Annotated in this window: 17 protein-coding genes; 6 read left to right on the top strand and 11 right to left on the bottom strand. The window is 71.1% G+C overall.

Going from position 1 to position 15,655, the window contains the following annotated elements:
• Positions 1–102: 102 nt before the first annotated feature.
• Positions 103–702, top strand: a complete 600-nt coding sequence (locus AACG61_RS20105; protein ID WP_411840362.1) for a TetR family transcriptional regulator — start codon at positions 103–105, stop codon at positions 700–702.
• 19 nt (positions 703–721) lie between these two features.
• Here the strand turns inward: AACG61_RS20105 and AACG61_RS20100 are convergent, their stop codons facing one another.
• The 5 genes from AACG61_RS20100 to AACG61_RS20080 all read right to left on the bottom strand — a co-directional run bounded on the left by AACG61_RS20100 (position 722) and on the right by AACG61_RS20080 (position 4,629).
• Positions 722–1,060 carry a lysozyme inhibitor LprI family protein gene (locus AACG61_RS20100; RefSeq protein ID WP_411840361.1) on the bottom strand — a complete coding sequence of 113 codons (339 nt, stop codon included), beginning with the start codon at positions 1,058–1,060 and terminating at the stop codon, positions 722–724.
• Positions 1,061–1,159: 99 nt separating this feature from the next.
• Positions 1,160–2,476 carry a TRAP transporter large permease gene (locus AACG61_RS20095; RefSeq protein WP_411840360.1) on the bottom strand — a complete coding sequence of 439 codons (1,317 nt, stop codon included), beginning with the start codon at positions 2,474–2,476 and terminating at the stop codon, positions 1,160–1,162.
• Complete coding sequence (locus tag AACG61_RS20090) at positions 2,476–3,030, bottom strand: TRAP transporter small permease subunit (RefSeq protein WP_411840359.1); 555 nt, start codon at positions 3,028–3,030, stop codon at positions 2,476–2,478. The genes AACG61_RS20095 and AACG61_RS20090 overlap by 1 nt, the downstream gene beginning before the upstream one ends.
• A gap of 52 nt (positions 3,031–3,082) precedes the next feature.
• Entirely contained in the window at positions 3,083–4,102 is a 1,020-nt protein-coding gene (locus tag AACG61_RS20085; RefSeq protein WP_411840358.1) for a TRAP transporter substrate-binding protein, read from the bottom strand.
• Positions 4,099–4,629, bottom strand: a complete 531-nt coding sequence (locus AACG61_RS20080) for a gluconokinase (RefSeq protein ID WP_411840357.1) — start codon at positions 4,627–4,629, stop codon at positions 4,099–4,101. The genes AACG61_RS20085 and AACG61_RS20080 overlap by 4 nt, the downstream gene beginning before the upstream one ends.
• A 97-nt stretch (positions 4,630–4,726) precedes the next feature.
• Between AACG61_RS20080 and AACG61_RS20075 the strand changes: the two genes are divergently transcribed.
• Positions 4,727–5,746 (top strand): LacI family DNA-binding transcriptional regulator, encoded by a 1,020-nt coding sequence (locus tag AACG61_RS20075; RefSeq protein WP_411840356.1) that lies wholly within the window; start codon positions 4,727–4,729, stop codon positions 5,744–5,746.
• Between the two features lie 15 nt (positions 5,747–5,761).
• Here the strand turns inward: AACG61_RS20075 and AACG61_RS20070 are convergent, their stop codons facing one another.
• A complete protein-coding gene (locus tag AACG61_RS20070) occupies positions 5,762–6,232 on the bottom strand; it encodes a deaminase (RefSeq protein WP_411840355.1) in 471 nt (156 codons plus the stop codon).
• Between the two features lie 130 nt (positions 6,233–6,362).
• On the opposite strand from AACG61_RS20070, the gene AACG61_RS20065 reads away from it, so the two are divergent.
• On the top strand, positions 6,363–7,727 hold the full coding sequence (locus tag AACG61_RS20065; protein ID WP_411840354.1) for an ethanolamine ammonia-lyase subunit EutB: 1,365 nt from the start codon (positions 6,363–6,365) through the stop codon (positions 7,725–7,727).
• A complete protein-coding gene (gene eutC / locus AACG61_RS20060) occupies positions 7,724–8,443 on the top strand; it encodes an ethanolamine ammonia-lyase subunit EutC (RefSeq protein WP_411840353.1) in 720 nt (239 codons plus the stop codon). The genes AACG61_RS20065 and eutC overlap by 4 nt, the downstream gene beginning before the upstream one ends.
• A gap of 4 nt (positions 8,444–8,447) precedes the next feature.
• On the opposite strand, the gene AACG61_RS20055 is transcribed toward eutC, so the two are convergent.
• Positions 8,448–9,602: an iron-containing alcohol dehydrogenase gene (locus tag AACG61_RS20055; protein ID WP_411840352.1), complete on the bottom strand. Its 1,155-nt coding sequence runs from the start codon at positions 9,600–9,602 to the stop codon at positions 8,448–8,450.
• A gap of 60 nt (positions 9,603–9,662) precedes the next feature.
• A complete protein-coding gene (locus AACG61_RS20050) occupies positions 9,663–10,073 on the bottom strand; it encodes a DUF305 domain-containing protein (RefSeq protein ID WP_411840351.1) in 411 nt (136 codons plus the stop codon).
• 200 nt (positions 10,074–10,273) lie between these two features.
• Between AACG61_RS20050 and AACG61_RS20045 the strand changes: the two genes are divergently transcribed.
• Positions 10,274–11,110, top strand: a complete 837-nt coding sequence (locus AACG61_RS20045) for a DUF1206 domain-containing protein (RefSeq protein WP_411840350.1) — start codon at positions 10,274–10,276, stop codon at positions 11,108–11,110.
• 6 nt (positions 11,111–11,116) lie between these two features.
• Here the strand turns inward: AACG61_RS20045 and AACG61_RS20040 are convergent, their stop codons facing one another.
• A complete protein-coding gene (locus AACG61_RS20040; protein ID WP_411840349.1) occupies positions 11,117–11,683 on the bottom strand; it encodes a pyridoxamine 5'-phosphate oxidase family protein in 567 nt (188 codons plus the stop codon).
• Positions 11,680–12,639, bottom strand: coding sequence for an acetamidase/formamidase family protein (locus tag AACG61_RS20035; protein ID WP_411840348.1), 960 nt, complete (start codon positions 12,637–12,639; stop codon positions 11,680–11,682). The genes AACG61_RS20040 and AACG61_RS20035 overlap by 4 nt, the downstream gene beginning before the upstream one ends.
• Positions 12,640–12,793: 154 nt before the next feature.
• Here AACG61_RS20035 and AACG61_RS20030 point away from each other — a divergent pair, with 154 nt between their 5' ends.
• On the top strand, positions 12,794–14,083 hold the full coding sequence (locus AACG61_RS20030) for a PQQ-dependent sugar dehydrogenase (RefSeq protein WP_411840347.1): 1,290 nt from the start codon (positions 12,794–12,796) through the stop codon (positions 14,081–14,083).
• 103 nt (positions 14,084–14,186) lie between these two features.
• Here the strand turns inward: AACG61_RS20030 and AACG61_RS20025 are convergent, their stop codons facing one another.
• Positions 14,187–15,590: a ferric reductase-like transmembrane domain-containing protein gene (locus AACG61_RS20025; RefSeq protein ID WP_411840346.1), complete on the bottom strand. Its 1,404-nt coding sequence runs from the start codon at positions 15,588–15,590 to the stop codon at positions 14,187–14,189.
• Positions 15,591–15,655: the final 65 nt, after the last annotated feature.

The following is a 15,655-nucleotide window of genomic DNA, read 5'->3' as shown; positions in this document are numbered from 1 at the left end:
CTTGACGTCGGACGTCCATGGTCGTCTCCTTCGCAGGCCGGGCCGTCTATGGCACTTGGCGTATGATATGGCACTTAGTGCCACTGTAAGCATGGAGTGTCAATGACCGTGACGCCCGTCGATCCCGGCCGTTCGCTGCGCGTGATCAAGGCCGAGGCCGTGGCCGCCGCCATCGCGGAAACCGCCCTCGCCCTCTTCGAGGCGCGGGGGTTCGACCGCGTGACCGTCGACGAGATCGCCGCGGCCGCGGGCATCTCGCGGCGCAGCTTCTTTCGCTACTTCGCGACGAAGGAGGATGTGGTGGTCGCAGGCCACGCCGCCTTCGGGGCCGCGATCCTTCAGGCCGTGGCGACGCGGCCTGTGGATGAGGATGTCTGGCTGTCGCTGCGGCGCGGTCTGGACGTGCTGGTCCGCAGCGTCGACCGCGACCCCGAGGGGGCGGCCCGGACCATGCGCGTGGTCAACGCCACGGCCAGCCTGCGCGCCCACACGCTGGAAAAGCACGGGGCCTGGGCGGTCGAGCTGTCGCCCGAGATCGCGCGCCGCCTTGGCGATGCGGACGCCCGGCGGCTGGAGGCGGATGCGCTGGTCCATGCCGCCTTCGCCTGCCTCGACGCCGCGCTGGCGCATTTCACCCCCGGCCGGGACGCGTCCCTGGGCCAGGGGCTGGACCGGGCCTTCGACGCGCTGCGCCCGCGCTGATCGCGGTCAGGCGCGACGATCAGTCGGCGCGGGGCAGCGGGCAGGCCAGATCGCCCTCGGGGCAGTCCAGAAGGCCCTCGAAATCGGCGACGCGCCGCAGGGTCAGATCCTCCAGACAGGCGCGCAGGGCCATCGGGGCGGCGCTGCCGTCGATGCCGCCGGTCCGAAAGCGGCACTCGGCGTCGCGAAAGGTGATCCAGGCGCGCTGCGCCGCGACAAGCCGGTCCCGGCCCGCCGCGTCGTCGCCAAGCCGCGCCGTCATGCTGCCGTACAGCGCGTTCAGCCGGGCATCGGGCGTCTGCGCGGCCGCACTGGTCGGCAGGGCCGCAAGGGTCGCGCAAAGAAGAAGATGTCTCATGAAAGTCCTGTCCTGATGGAATGTCGGGGACGGGCGGGACATGTCCCGCCCGTCCCCGGACCGTCTGCGCCGCGAAGATTGCGCCGGGATGACGGCGCGTCAGTACATCGCCAGGGCCGGGAACAGGATCAGCAGCCCCACCGCCAGGATCTGCAGCCCGATGAAGGGCAGCAGCGCGCGGAAGATCTCTCCCAGGGAGATGTCCGGCGGGGTCACCGACTTCAGGTAGAAGGCGGCAGGCCCGAAGGGCGGCGACAGGAAGCTGACCTGCATGTTCATCGCGAAGAGCACGCCGAACCACACCGGGTCGTATCCCAGGCCGACGATGATCGGCACGAAGATCGGCATGGTCAGCAGCGCGATGCCGACCCAGTCCAGGAACATGCCCAGCACGAACAGGATCGCCATCATGAACAGGATGATGACCGTCGGGTTGTCGCTGATTCCGGTGATCAGCCCCGAGACGAAGTTGATGCCGCCCATCAGGTTGAAGACGCCGACCAGCGCGGATGCGCCGATACCGATCCAGACGATCATGCCGACCGTCTGCAGCGTCTGCATGGCCGCGCCGCGCAGCAGGCCCCAGGTGAACTCGCCCCGGATCACGGTCGAGAGCAGCACCCCCGCCACGCCCACGGCGCTGGCCTCGGTCACCGATGCGATGCCGCCATAGATCGAGCCCAGCACCATGATGACGACCAGGATCGGCAGGAACAGCCCCTTGAGCAGGCGCAGCTTCTCGGCCCGCGGGACGCGCGCGGTGACGGCGGGCGGCACGTCGCCCGGCGTCAGCCAGGCCCGCGCCAGGACATAGGCGACATAGAGCAGCGCCAGCATGATGCCGGGGATGAAGGCCGCCGTGAACAGGTCGCCAATAGACACGTTCGCGGTCAGGCCATAGATGATCAGCACGATCGAGGGCGGCACCATGGTCCCCAGGCTGCCGCCCGCGCAGACCACCCCGATGGCCAGCTTGCGGTCGTATCCCTGCGCCAGCATCTGCGGCAGCGCGATCAGGCCCAGCAGCACGACCTCTCCTCCGATGATGCCCGACATGGCGGCCAGGATGACGGCCACGAAGATCGTCTGGACCGCGACGCCGCCGCGGATGCGGCCGCCGACCAGGCGCATCGCCTCGAACAGGTCGCGAGCGATGCCGCTGCGGTCCAGGATCGCGGCCATCAGCACGAACATCGGCACCGACACGAAGACGAAGCTGGACACGAAGGTATAGACGCGGCTGGTGATCAGCGGCACGACGTTCGGGCCGAACCAGCCGAGCGCGAAGATCAGCGTGACCAACAGCGTCACGAAGGCCAGCGGGATGCCCGTCAGCAGCAGCAGCAGAAGAAGCGCGAAGAGGAGGCCCGTCCCGGCCTCGATCCCCAGGGCTTGCAGCGAACCGAAGATCTCCATCAGCGGGCTCCCTTGTGCCCGCGGGCATAGTTAACTGTCAGGATTGCGAATTGCAGCGCCATGACCGCCAGCGCCACCATCAGCAGCACCTTGAGCACGCCCGGATAGGCCGGGTTCCAGGCCGAGCCCGAGGTCTCCAGGTGAAAGCTGCCGTCGGGGCGCCAGGCGGAGCGCTTGACCATCTGCCAAGCCGCCCAGGCAAAGGCGCCCGAGGACAGGCCGCAGACGGCCGAGATCAGGATGTCGGCCACGCGCCGCGCGGCGGGCGGCAGCATGTCATAGACCAGCACGACCCGGATGTGCCGGTCGCGCGCCGTGCACAGCAGACCCCCATAGACGAAGGAGATCGCGCAGAGAAACACCGTCGTCTCATGCGCCCAGATCGTCGGCCGGCCGAACACGTATCGCAGCACGACCTCTTGGATCAGGATCAGCATGGCGACCACCAGCCCCAGGGCCGGGATGATCGCCAGCCGGTCGATCACCCGGCCGAGGCGGCCCGATTGGGGCACGGCCTCGTGGTCCTCGCGCGCAATGGCTTCGGTTGCGTCCATCGTCTCCTCCTCCCTGGATGGGACCGGGCGCGGACGCCCGGTCCGGCGGCGCTTACTGCACCAGGCCCTTTTCGGTCAGGTATGCGGTCAGCGCGTCATAGACCTGCTGCGCCGCGGGCGACTGGCTGGCGACCTTCTCCCATTCGCCCATGGCGATGGCGCGGAACTTGGCGCGCTCCTCGGCGGGCCAGTCGTGGATGGTGATGGTGCCGCCGGCCTCGGCCTCGGCCACGGCGGCCGCATCGGCCTCGGCCAGCGCCGCGACCTGCACGCGGGCGAAGTCGCGCACCGACTGCGTCATCACCTGCTGCAGATCCTCGGGCAGGGCGTCCCATTTCGCCTTGTTCATCGAGATCTCGACCAGGGGCATGGAGTGGAAGCCCGGATAGACGGGATGGGGGGCGACCTCGTTCAGGCCCTGGGCCTGGTTGGTGGACAGCACGCTGTAATCGGCCGCGTCGATGACCTTCTTGTCCAGCGAGGTGAAGACCTCGGAGCCGGGCAGGTTCACCGGTGCGGCGCCGGCGGCGGCGAAGACCGACTGGACCAGCCCCTCGGGCGCGCGGATCTTGACGCCGGCCAGATCATCGACCCCGTCCAGCGGCACGGCGCTGACCAGCGCCTCCAGCCCCGGCGTGGTGGCGCCGATGAACTGCAGGCCATAGGGGTTCATGATCTGGTTCAGCAGCTCGGCCCCGCCGCCGTTCTCGACGAAGTCCAGCATCTGCTCGGGGTCCGACCATGCGCCGACCGGGTTGCCCATCAGCCCGAAGGCCGGGTCCTTGCCCGAGAAATACGACAGGTCGGTCACATGCCCGTCCAGGATGCCCGTGGCGATGGCGTCCTGCGTCTCGTTATGGGCGACGATGGATTCGACCGGCATCAGGTCGATGGCGATGCGGCCGCCCGACTTTTCCGCGACATCCGCGGCCCAGCCCTGCTGGAGGACGAAGTTGGGGTTGCCCGACGGGTCGGACGACTGAAAGCGCAGGCTGAACTCCTGCGCCATGGCGGGCGCGGCCAAGGCCAGCGCGGCGCTGGCCGACATCAGGAAACGGGTCATCATGGTCATGGTGTCTCTCCTCCGGTTGAAACTGGGTGCGGGTCGGTCAGGGCCGCGACCGCGCGGTCGATGATCTGGTCCGCGGGCAGCGCCACGTCGATCCACAGCGCGCCCTCGGCGGCGGGATCGGGGGGCTGCAGCGCGGCCAGCTGGCTGTCGATCAGGCTGGCGGGCATGTAGTGGCCCTGCCGGGCGGCCATGCGCGCCGCGATCAGGTCGCGGTCGCCGTGCAGGAACACGATGTCGATGGGTCCCGCCCCGGCGCGCAGCCGGTCGCGATGCGCCATGCTGAGGCCCGAACAGGCCAGCACCGCCCGCGCCGGAGCGGCCGCCGCCGCCGCGCCAAGCCGGTCCAGCCAGCCCCACCGCATGTCGTCGGTCAGGGGCCGGCCCGCGCGCATGCGATCCACGCTGGCCTGGTCGTGATAGAGGTCCGCCTCGATGAAGCTGCCGCCGATGCGGTCGGCGATGCCGCGGGCCACGGTCGACTTGCCCGTGCCGCAGATGCCCATGACCAGAATCGGCCGACCCTTCATGATGTCTCCTCCCGATGACAGCGCAATCATGCATGACAGCGCTGTCATCGGTCAAGCCGCTTTCTTTTTCCGCCGCCACGGCTAATCTGGTTCGATCATGAGCAAAACGCCCCGGATCACGCTGTCCGAAGTCGCCCTGGCTGCCGATGTCAGCCCTATCACCGTCTCGCGCGCCCTGCGCGACCCCTCCAAGGTGTCGCCCGAGGCGCGCGACCGGATCACGCGCGCGATCCGCGACCTGGGCTACGTTCCGAACCCTGCGGCGCGCGCGCTGGCCTCGGGGCGCACCGATATCGTGGGGGTCATCATCCCCTCGGTCAGCAACAACGTCTTTGCCGACGTGATGCGCGGCATCGACGAGGGGCTGCAGGGCAGCCCGCTGGTCGTGCAGCTGGGCACGACGCGCTATTCCCCCGTGACCGAAGAACAGCTGATCCGGGTGTTCCTGTCGCAGCGCCCGGCCGGGCTGATCGTCGCGGGCCATGACCAGTCGCCCGCGGCCCGCGCGCTGCTGGCGGGCGCCGAATGCCCGGTGGTGCAGATCATGGAGGTCGGCCCTGACCCCATAGACCTGGCCGTGGGGCTGTCGCATTTCGAAGGGGCACGGGCCGCGGCGGAGCATCTGCTGGCGCGGGGATACCGCGCGCCGGCCTTTCTGGGCGCGCAGATGGACCCGCGCAGCCAGCGCCGCCTGGCCGGGTTCCGCGCCTGTCTCGAGGCCGCGGGGCTGGCGGGCGGCGACCCGGTCGTCACCACGCCCGAGCCGTCATCGGTCAGTCTGGGCTGTCGGCTGTTCGCGGACCTGATGGCGCGGTTGCCGCAGACCGACGCGGTCCTGTGCAATAACGACGACCTGGCGCTCGGGGTGCTGTTCGAGGCGCGACGGCGCAACATCGCGGTACCGACCCGCCTCGGCATCTGCGGCTTCAACGATCACGAGATGATGGCCGCGGCGGAACCGCCCATCACCTCGGTCGCGACCGATCGGATGGCGATGGGCCGCCACGCGGTGGCCCTGATCCGCGACCGGCTGCGCGGCCCGGGCGCGCCGCGCGGGCACTCGGTCGATCTGGGCTTTCGGCTGATCCCGCGGGAAAGCACCCGCCGCGCGGGCTGATCCGGCCCGCTGCCGTCAGGCCGTGCGGGCGCGGAACCGCGCCTGCAGCGCGCGCACGCGGTCGTCCAGACCGGCGACGGGTCCCGTGGTCGGAATGCCGGGCGCGACCTGGCCGATGTCCAAGGGCGTGACCGGGAACGGCTCGGCGCCGAACTCCCCCAGCCAGCCGACCAGCTGCCGCGTCGAGCTGGCATAGACGATCGGCCCCAGCCCCGCCCAGGCATGGGCGGCCGCGCACATCGCGCAATGCTCGCCCGAGGTATAGACGGTGCAGCCGCGGCGCACATCCTCGGGCAGGGTCCGCGCGGCCCATTGCGCCAGCTCCAGCTCGGGGTGCCGGGTCGGGTCCTGCGTCACCGCATGGTTGCGCGCCTCGCGCAGCACGGTGCCGTCGGGGCCGACCAGGACCGAGCCGAAGGGCGCGTCGCCCGCCTCCAGCGCCTCCGCGGCCAGCGCGATGCAGCGTTCCAGATGCGTCCTGTCCATGATGGGGTCCTCTTTTGGCGTCAGTCCCGCGTCGAACGCGCGGGACGGGCTGCCGGGTCCCGCGGGGGGCTGGACCTTCGCCGCGGAATGGCGCCAACTGGCGGCGTCGGACAGGACAGGGAGGGACAGGATGGCACTGAGGGCCGTGGTGCGGGGCGAACGCTTTGCCTTTGCCGACCTGCGCGCGGTGCTGGCCGCCGCCTCGCCCGAACGGTCGGGCGACCAGCTGGCCGGGATTGCGGCCGAGAGCGCCTCGCAGCGGGTGGCGGCGCGTCGGGTGCTGATGGACCTGCCGCTGACCGACCTGCTGGACAACCCGCCCGTTCCCTATGAGACCGATGAGGTCACGCGGCTGATCGTCGACGGCCATGACGCGGCGGCCTTCGCGCCCCTGCGCGCGATGACCGTGGGCGATCTGCGCGACTGGCTGCTGTCGCCCGCAGCCGACGCGGTGGCGCTGGCGGGGGTCGCACGCGGTCTGACGCCCGAGATGGTCGCCGCCGTCAGCAAGCTGATGCGCAACCAGGACCTGATCCGCGTGGCGCGGAAAGCGCGCGTGACCACGGCCTTCCGCAACACCATCGGCGGCGCGGGCCGACTGTCGTCGCGGCTGCAGCCGAACCACCCTGCCGACGATCCGCGCGGCATCGCGGTCGCGGTGCTGGACGGGCTGCTGCAGGGCGCGGGCGACGCGGTCATCGGCATAAACCCGGCCTCCGACAGCCTGGCCAACGGCCACGATCTGCTGGTGGCGCTGGACGAGATGCGCCAAGCGCTGGCCATTCCCACCCAGACCTGCGTGCTGACCCATGTCACGAACGCGCTGGAGCTGGTCGGGCGCGGCGCGCCGGTCGACCTGATCTTCCAGTCCGTCGCGGGCAGCCAGGCCGCGAACGAGGGCTTCGGCATCACCCTCTCGCTGCTGGCCGAGGCGCGCGAGGCGGGCCTGTCGCTGAAGCGCGGCACCGTCGGCCAGGACGTGATGTATTTCGAGACCGGCCAGGGCTCGGCCCTGTCGGCCGAGGCGCATCACGGCGTCGATCAGCAGACCATGGAGGCCCGCGCCCAAGGCGTCGCCCGCGCCTTCGGGCCGCTTCTGGTGAACACGGTCGTGGGCTTCATCGGGCCGGAATACCTCTATGACGGCAAGCAGATCATCCGCGCCGGGCTGGAGGACCATTTCTGCGGAAAGCTGATGGGCCTGCCAATGGGGGTCGATGTCTGCTACACCAACCATGTGGAGGCAGATCAGGACGACATGGACACGCTGGCCACGCTTCTGGCGCAGGCGGGGGTCGGCTTCCTGATCGCGGTGCCGGGGGCCGATGACGTGATGCTGGGCTATCAGAGCCTGGCCTTCGAGGACATCGCCTATCTGCGCGAGGTGACCGGCCTGCGCCCGGCGCCGGAATTCGAACGCTGGCTGCAGGATTTCGGCCTGGACGCGCGGGCCGATGCGGTGTCGCTCGCGCGCCGGTTGGGGCTGCCGGCATGAGCGGGCTGGACCGTTTGCGCCTGGCCGCGCTGACCCCGGCCCGGGTCCGGCTGGAGGCCGGGGCGGGGCCCACGCGGCTGGCCGACCTGCTGACCTTCCAGGAGGATCACGCCGCCGCCCGCGACGCCATCCACGGAACCGTGGACTGGGCCGCGCTGGAACGCGACCTGGCCCCCCTGCCCGTCCTGCATGCGGCCAGCCGGGCGACCGATCGCGCCACCTATCTGCGCCGCCCCGATCTGGGCCGCCAGCTGGCCGAAGGCGCCCTGCCGCGCAGCGCGCCGCCCTTGCAGGTGGTGATCGGCGACGGCCTGTCGGCCCCGGCGGTCATGGCGCAGGCGGTGCCCCTGATGCGGGCGCTGGCCGCGCATCTGCCGGAACTGGCGGACCGGCCGGTGGTGCTGGCGCAGGGCGCGCGGGTGGCGCTTGGCGATGCGATCGGGGCCGCGATGTGCGCGGGAATGGTGCTGATGCTGATCGGAGAGCGGCCGGGCCTGTCGGTCGCGGACAGCATGGGCGCCTATCTGACGCAGAACCCGCGGCCGGGGCTGCGCGACAGCGCGCGCAACTGCGTGTCGAACATCCATGCCCGCGGCGGCCTGTCCGCCGACGATGCCGCGCGCCGGCTGGCCTGGCTGGTGGCCGAGGGCCGCCGGATCGGCGCGACCGGCGTCGCGCTGAAGGATGACAGCGACCGCCCGCGGCTGACGCCCTGACCGCTCAGAACGCCGCGCGGTAAAGGGCCAGCGCCGCGGCCTCGTCCACGGGCACCGGGTTGTTCTGCAGCAGGCGCGTCTGCAGCATGGCGTCGCGGGCCAGGCGCGGCAGGCTGTCCTCGGGCACGCCCACGTCGCGCAGGCGGCGCGGCGCGCCGGAGCGGTCCATCAGATCCTCCATCGCCGCGACGAAGGCCTGCGCGCGCTGATCGACGGGGCCGGAACCGGGCGCGCCCACCACATCGGCCAGCTCCGCATAAAGCGGTGCGGCGGCCGCCATGTTATGGCGCAGCACCGGGCCCAGCATCAGCGCGTTTGTCAGCCCGTGCGGCAGGTGGAAATGCCCGCCAAGCGGATAGGCCAGCGCATGCACCGCCGCGACCGGACTGTTCGAGAAGGCCTGCCCCGCCATCGCGGCCCCCAGCAGCATCCCCTCGCGCGCGGCGCGGTCGGTCCCGTCGCGGCAGGCGGTGGGCAGGTGGCGCGCCAGAAGGCGCAGCGCCTCGCGCGCGAAGATGTCGGAGAGCGGGTTCTTGCGGTGCCGGCCGGTATAGGCCTCGATCGCGTGGACCATCGCGTCGATGCCGGTGGCGGCGGTCTGCTGGGGGGGCAGGCCCACGGTCAGCGCCGCATCCAGCAGCACCCGGTCGGCATAGAGCCTGTCGGACACGATCCCCATCTTGGTCGTGCCGCCGGTGGTCAGGATGGTGATGTTGGTGACCTCGGACCCGGTCCCGGCGGTGGTCGGCACCTGCACCAGCGGCAGGCGCGGCCCGGTGACCCTGCCGATGCCGTAAAGCTCGGACAGGGGCTGTTCGCCCGCCAGCATCACCGCGACCAGCTTGGCCACGTCCATGGACGACCCGCCCCCCAGGCCCAGCACCACATCCGCCCCCGCCGCCCGTCCTTGGGCGACGCAGGCGCCGATCAGCGCCTCGGGCGGGTCGGCCACGACCGCGTCGAAGACCGCCACCGCAAAGCCATGCGCGGCCAGCGAGGCCTTGGCCGGGTCCAGCACGCCGCTGCGGTGCAGATGCGCGTCGGTCACGATCAGCACCGACCGGGCCGCGAACCAGTCCGCCATCAGCGCGCCCAAACGCGCCGCCCCGCCCCATTCGACGCGGATCGACCCCGGTGTGTCGAACGTAAAGCCTGTCATCGTCGCCCCCTGTCCCTGTCGGTCCAGAAGACAGCGCCGCGGCCCGATCCGCAAGCCGCCTCAGCCGTCGTGTTCGGCCAGCCAGGCCTCCATCATGTCGATCTCGGCCTGCTGGGTGGCGATGACCTCCTCGGCCAGCGCGCGGACCTCGGGGTCCGTGCCGTGCTCCAGCACGATGCGCGCCATGTCGATGGCGCCCTGGTGATGCGGGATCATGCCGCGCATGAAGTCCACATCCGCGTCGTTGGTATAGTCCCCGGACATGTCCTCATGCATCCGGCCCATGGCCTCCCGGTAGGCGGTCGTGGCGGGCGTGTCGCCGGGCTGCGCGTCGGACATGGGCGTCTCGCCGTGGGCGGAATGATCCATCTGGGCCGTGCCGCCATGGGCGGAATGGTCCATCGCCTGCTGGGCCAGCGCGGGCGCGGCCAGGGCAAGGGTCGTCAGCAGGACGGAAAGGGATCTCTTCATGGCGTGAACGCTCCGTTTGATGTCGGACAGGAAACCCCGTCCCTCGCCGGATGGTCAAGGGCGGCACGACACCGTGATCGTCCGGCCCCGGCCGCCGACGCGCCTGTCGGGCGGACCCAAACGGGCGGGCGCCGTGTTGTCCCCCCGAACGATCCGGCCGGGCGCAGGCCATGACGCGCGGATCACCACGGGGGACGGACATGAACGATCGGACATCACGAAAGCTGGGCTGGGCCATTCCGGTCATGCGCGTGGGCTATGGTGGGCGGGGGCTGGTCTATCTGGCGGTGGCCGGGGCCTCGCTCTATTCGCTGTGGCGCGGCGGGCAGGCGCAGGACACGGGCGAGGCGCTGGACTGGCTGAACGGCAGCTGGGGCGGCGGGGTGCTGCTGTTCCTGATCCTGCTGGGGATGCTGGCCTATGCGGTCTGGCGCGTCCTGGATGCGGTCTTCGACCTGGAGGATTACGGCACCGACGCCAAGGGCATCACCGCGCGCCTTGGGATGATCTTCACCGGTGCGGCGCATCTGGCCATCGGCATCACCGCCTTCTCGCTGCTCTTCGCGGGCAGTGACGGAGAGGAGGGGTCCAGCATCCCGCGCCATGTCGGCATGGTCATGGCCTGGCCCTTCGGGCGCTGGCTGGTCGCGCTGGCGGCGGTGGTTATCGTCGGCGCGGGCGGGCACTATCTGCGCCAGGGCTGGCGGAACGAATACCGCAAGCACTTGCAGGCCAACCGCTTCACCACGCGGTGGAACATGATCCTGAAGGCCGGGGTCATGGCCCAAGGCGCGGTCATCGCCATCGTCGGCCTGCTGTTCGCCTTCGCCGCCTGGCGCGTGGACCCCAGCCAGGCGGGCGGCGTGGGCGAGGCGTTCTCCTGGCTGGCGGGCCAGAGCCACGGGCGCATCCTGGTCATCGCCATCTGCCTGGGCCTGGGCGGCTTCGCGGTCTTCTGCTTCGTCAACGCGGCCTATCGGATCGTGCCCAAGGTGGCCGAACCCGACCTGCGCAGCCTGGCCGACCTGGTGCGCTGAGAGGCCTCAGGGCGCCAGCCACTCCCCGCGCCACCCCGTCTCGCGCCGCCATCGCGCGCGGCGGTGCCGCTGGCCCAGATGCACCGCGTCGATCGCGAGCACCTCCAGGCGCAGCACCGCGAAGGCCGCCGGATCGGCGGGCTTGTCATAGGCCAGCGCATCGGCGATGGGCGTGCCGGGCGCGGGCCGGGTGCCATAGCTCTGCCGCGCGGGGTCGGGCACACGCGCCCAGATGGCCGCGACCGCATCGCCGGTGAGGATGGTGGCTCGCGCCTCGATCCGGGTCTGCAGATGCGCGCCCGCGTCCCAGACATGCAGCGCCGCATGCGGGTTGGCGCGCAGATCGGCGATCTTGGCGGAATGGATGTCGGTATGCACCTCCAGCAGCCGGGCCTCGGGGTCGGCGGCGCGCAGCACCACGGTGCGGGCCTGCGGCATGCCCACCGGCGCGACGGTGGCCAGCACCGGATGGCGCGCGGCGGCGTGCCGGTCCGCCACCCCGCGCTGCAGGCGCAGCCAGACCTGATCGTGCAGGCTTTCCAGCCCGGCCGCCCAAGGATGCGGGTCGTTCATTCGAAGACCGATCGCGGGAAATAGAAGGACACCACCCAGTTCGGCATGTCCACAACCTCCGAGATCCGCAGATCGCCGCAGGTCGAGACCAGCATGTAGGCCTCGACCGCGGGCATGCCGTGGCGCGCACACAGCAGCTCGACCATCTGCTCGACCGCCTGGCGCGCGCCCGCCATCAGGTCGGGGCCGATGCCAGTGGTCACCTCGTATCCCTTCGCGTCAAGATGCGGCGTGACCGGGCCGGGCGTGGTGAAACGCGGCATGGCCAGATTCGCGCCCTTGACCAGGTCCAGCGTCAGGACGACATCCATCGGGCTTTCGATGGCGGTGCCGCAGACCTCTCCGTCGCCCTGCGCGGCATGGGTGTCGCCGACGGAAAACAGCGCCCCCGCCACCTCAACCGGCAGATACAGCTCCGCCCCGCGGGACAGGTCGCGGATGTCCAGATTGCCGCCCGTGCGGCGCGGCGGGACGATGGAATGGGTGCCGGGTTCGGCCAGGGCCACGCCGATCGTGCCGGCAAAGGGCTTCAGCCCGACCCGGCCATGCGTCCCCCAGAGCGCCGGGGCCAGCGTCGCCGCGTCATAGCGCCACTGCGTCAGCGCCGGTTCGGGGAACTGATCGGCCAGCAGGCCGAAGCCCGGAATGTTGGCGGTCCAGCCCCATCCCTGCCCGTCCCGGGCCTGCGGGGCGAAATCGACCAGGGTGATCTTCAGCGCGTCGCCCGGCTCGGCCCCGTCCACGCGGATCGGGCCGTTGACCGGGTTGATGCGCGCGAAATCCAGGCCCGCGATGTCGGCGGCGGTGCTGTCGCGGCTCAGCTGTCCGCCCGAGGCCTCCAGGCATTCGAAGCGCAGCGTCGTGCCGGGGGCGACGGTCTCGACCGGGGTCAGACCGTTGTCCCAGCCCATGTGATGGCGGGCGGCATGGATGGTATGGGCGCATCGGTTGCACATCGCGGGGCTCCTGTCATGGCTGGCCGTTCATGGTGGCGCGGCGGGGCGGCGCTTGCAACCGGGGGCGGTCGGGCGAAAGGCCGCGGGCCGGGCGGTTTGACGCCGCCGAAATGCCCGCTAGAGTGTCGGCTGCACATCAGGCGGGGGGCGGATCATGGACATTCTGGCACGGGCGACGGCACTGGTCGGGGGCGCGATGGTGGCGATGCGGCGCCGCAACGCGCCGCGCGTCCAGGCGGTGGGCACCGCCCCCGCCATTCCCGAGGCCAGGCCGCAGGGCATCATGACGCTGAAGATGCCGGTCGCGGGCGGCTGGCTGAACGGCCATGTGCCGGATGCGGCGCCGGGCCTTCGCGTCAACGCCTTCGCCACGGGCCTCGACCATCCCCGCTGGATCGAGGTGCTGCCCAACGGCGACGTGCTGGTCGCCGAATCGAAGGAGCAGCCCGCCAAGCCGCGCAGCCTGATGGACCATGCGGCCCAGGCCACGATGCGCCGCGTCCGCGCCATCGGCGACAGCGCGAACCGCATCACCCTGTGGCGCGACGCGGATGGCGACGGGGTGGCCGAACAGCGCCACGTCTTCCTGGAGAACCAGAACCAGCCCTTCGGCATGGCGCTGGCGGGCGAGCGGTTCTTCGTGGGCAATACCGACGGCATCGTGGAGTTCCCCTATGCACAGGGCGCCACGCGCATCGACGCGCCGGGGCGGCGGCTGACGACGTTCAAGCCGAACGGCCACTGGACGCGCAGCCTGATCCTGTCGCCGGACGGGCGCAGCCTTTATGCGGGCGTCGGCTCGCTGAGCAATATCGGCGATCACGGCATGGAGGCCGAGGAAGGCCGCGCCGCCATCTGGCACCTGGACCTGGAGACCGGCCAGTCGCGCATCTTCGCCAGCGGCCTGCGCAATGCCGTGGGCATGGCCTGGGAGCCCGCGACCGGCGCGCTGTGGACGGTGGTGAACGAACGCGACGGGCTGGGGGACGAGACGCCGCCCGACTATCTGACCTCGGTCCGGGACGGGGGCTTCTACGGGTGGCCCTATTGCTACTGGGGTCAAACGGTGGACGACCGGGTGCCGCAGGATGCCGGCCTGGTCGCGCGCGCGATCACGCCGGACTATGCCCTGGGCGGTCACACCGCGTCGCTTGGCCTGTGCTGGATGCCCGCAGGCACCCTGCCCGGCTTCCCGGACGGCATGGTGATCGGCCAGCACGGATCGTGGAACCGATCGACGCTCAGCGGCTATCGGGTGATCTTCGTGCCCTTCGCGGATGGAAGGCCCTCGGGCGCGCCGCGCGACATCCTGACGGGGTTCCTGTCGCCCGACGAACGCACGGCCTTCGGGCGGCCGGTCGGCGTCACCATCGGCGCGGATGGCCGCTCGCTGCTGGTGGCCGACGACGTGGGCGACGTGATCTGGCGCGTGACGGGGGCCTGAGGCCCCCTCAGCCGGTCAGGATCAGTGCGGTGGTCACGGCCGCCGCCAGCGTCACGGCGATCAGCGTCAGGGCCAGGATCAGGGCAAGGCGCGGTCGCATCGCTCACACCATCTCGAAGATTTCGCTGTGGATCGCCGACAGCGGCACGCCCATCCCGCGCAGCGCCTTGCGAGCCGCGGCCAGCATGGGGGCCGGCCCGCACATCATGTGCGGCCAGTCGCGGCTGTCCTGCGGCAGGTGCCGCGCCAGCAGATCGGCATCGACGCGGCCACGGACGCCGCGATGCGGGGCGGGGTCCCAGCCCTCTGGCGGGTTCTCGATCACATGGGTCACGGTCAGGTCGATGTCACGGGCGATCCGCTCCAGATCGCGGCGAAAGGCGATCTCCTCCCAGCTGTCATTGGCATAGATCAGGTGGACCGGGCGCGGATCGCGACGCTCCTGCATCGCGTGCAGGTTGGCCAGGATCGGCGTGATGCCCACCCCGCCCGCGATCATCACGAAGCCCGGCGCATCGGCCTCGCGGTCGATGCTGAAGACGCCGTAGGGGCCGTCGATCCAGGCCGTCGTGCCGACCGGCGTGCGCGCCAGACGCGCGCTGTCATCGCCCAGGGGCTTGATGGAGAAGCGGATCTCCGGGCCCTTGTCCGGCGCGGTCGAGATGGTGAAGGGATGCTCGCGCAGCGAGAACGGCCCCTGCCCCACCGACAGCCAGGCGAACTGCCCCGGCAGCCAATCGCGCAGCGGGCGTCCTTGAGGCTCCAGGACCAGGCTGCGGATGCCGTCGCCCTCGTCGCGGTTCTCTACCACGCGCCAGGGGTTGCGGGCCTGATGCATCGGGCGCAGCACGCGGGCATGCAGGATCAGCCCGGCCCAGGCCAGCGTCGCGACCAGCCACAGCGCCCTGGTCGCGGGTTCCGCGGTCAGGTGGCCCGCGCCCAGCACATGCCAGATCGCCGCCGCGAAGCCGGTCAGCGCCAGCCCCAGATGCAGCCGCCGCCACCACAGATAGTCCAGTCCGACCCGCTTGCGCAGCTCGGAACTGGCGATCAGCGTCAGGAAGCACAACAGCGCCACCCGCCCCGCCGTCATGTGCAGCGGCGCCTGCAGCGGATTCAGCACCCCCATGTCGTCCTGATGCCAGACATAGAGCATCCCGAAATGCCCCAGCATCAGCGCCACCGCCCCCCAGCTGAGGAAGCGGTGAAAGACCGGCAGGATGTCCGCGCCGAAGGGCCGGGTCAGCGGCTTCAGCCGCCCGGTCAGCGCGAACTGCATCGCGATCAGCGCCAGCGCGCCGAAGCCCAGGGTAAAGGCCAGGTTGCGCGTCAGCGGATCGCCCCGCGGCGGGTCCCCGGCCAGGATCACCGCGAAGGGCAAGAGCAGCGCGGCGACGGCCAGCGCGACCCATCCCGCCGCCTGCGCGCGCACGGCCCAAGGCGCGTCCGCCGCATCGACATGGCGGGCGGGATGGGCGGCGGGGCGCGGGGTCTGGGGTCGGTCCATGCGGCGGCAACGCAACGCCCGGCGCATTGTTCCGGCCCGGGCAGGGAACCCGATGCGCAGGGCGT

The organism is Paracoccus sp. ME4, from assembly GCF_046736325.1.
In the GTDB taxonomy this organism is placed as follows: domain Bacteria; phylum Pseudomonadota; class Alphaproteobacteria; order Rhodobacterales; family Rhodobacteraceae; genus Paracoccus.
Note: the sequence above shows the minus strand (reverse complement) of the source record. Positions and strands in the feature narration are given on the sequence as shown.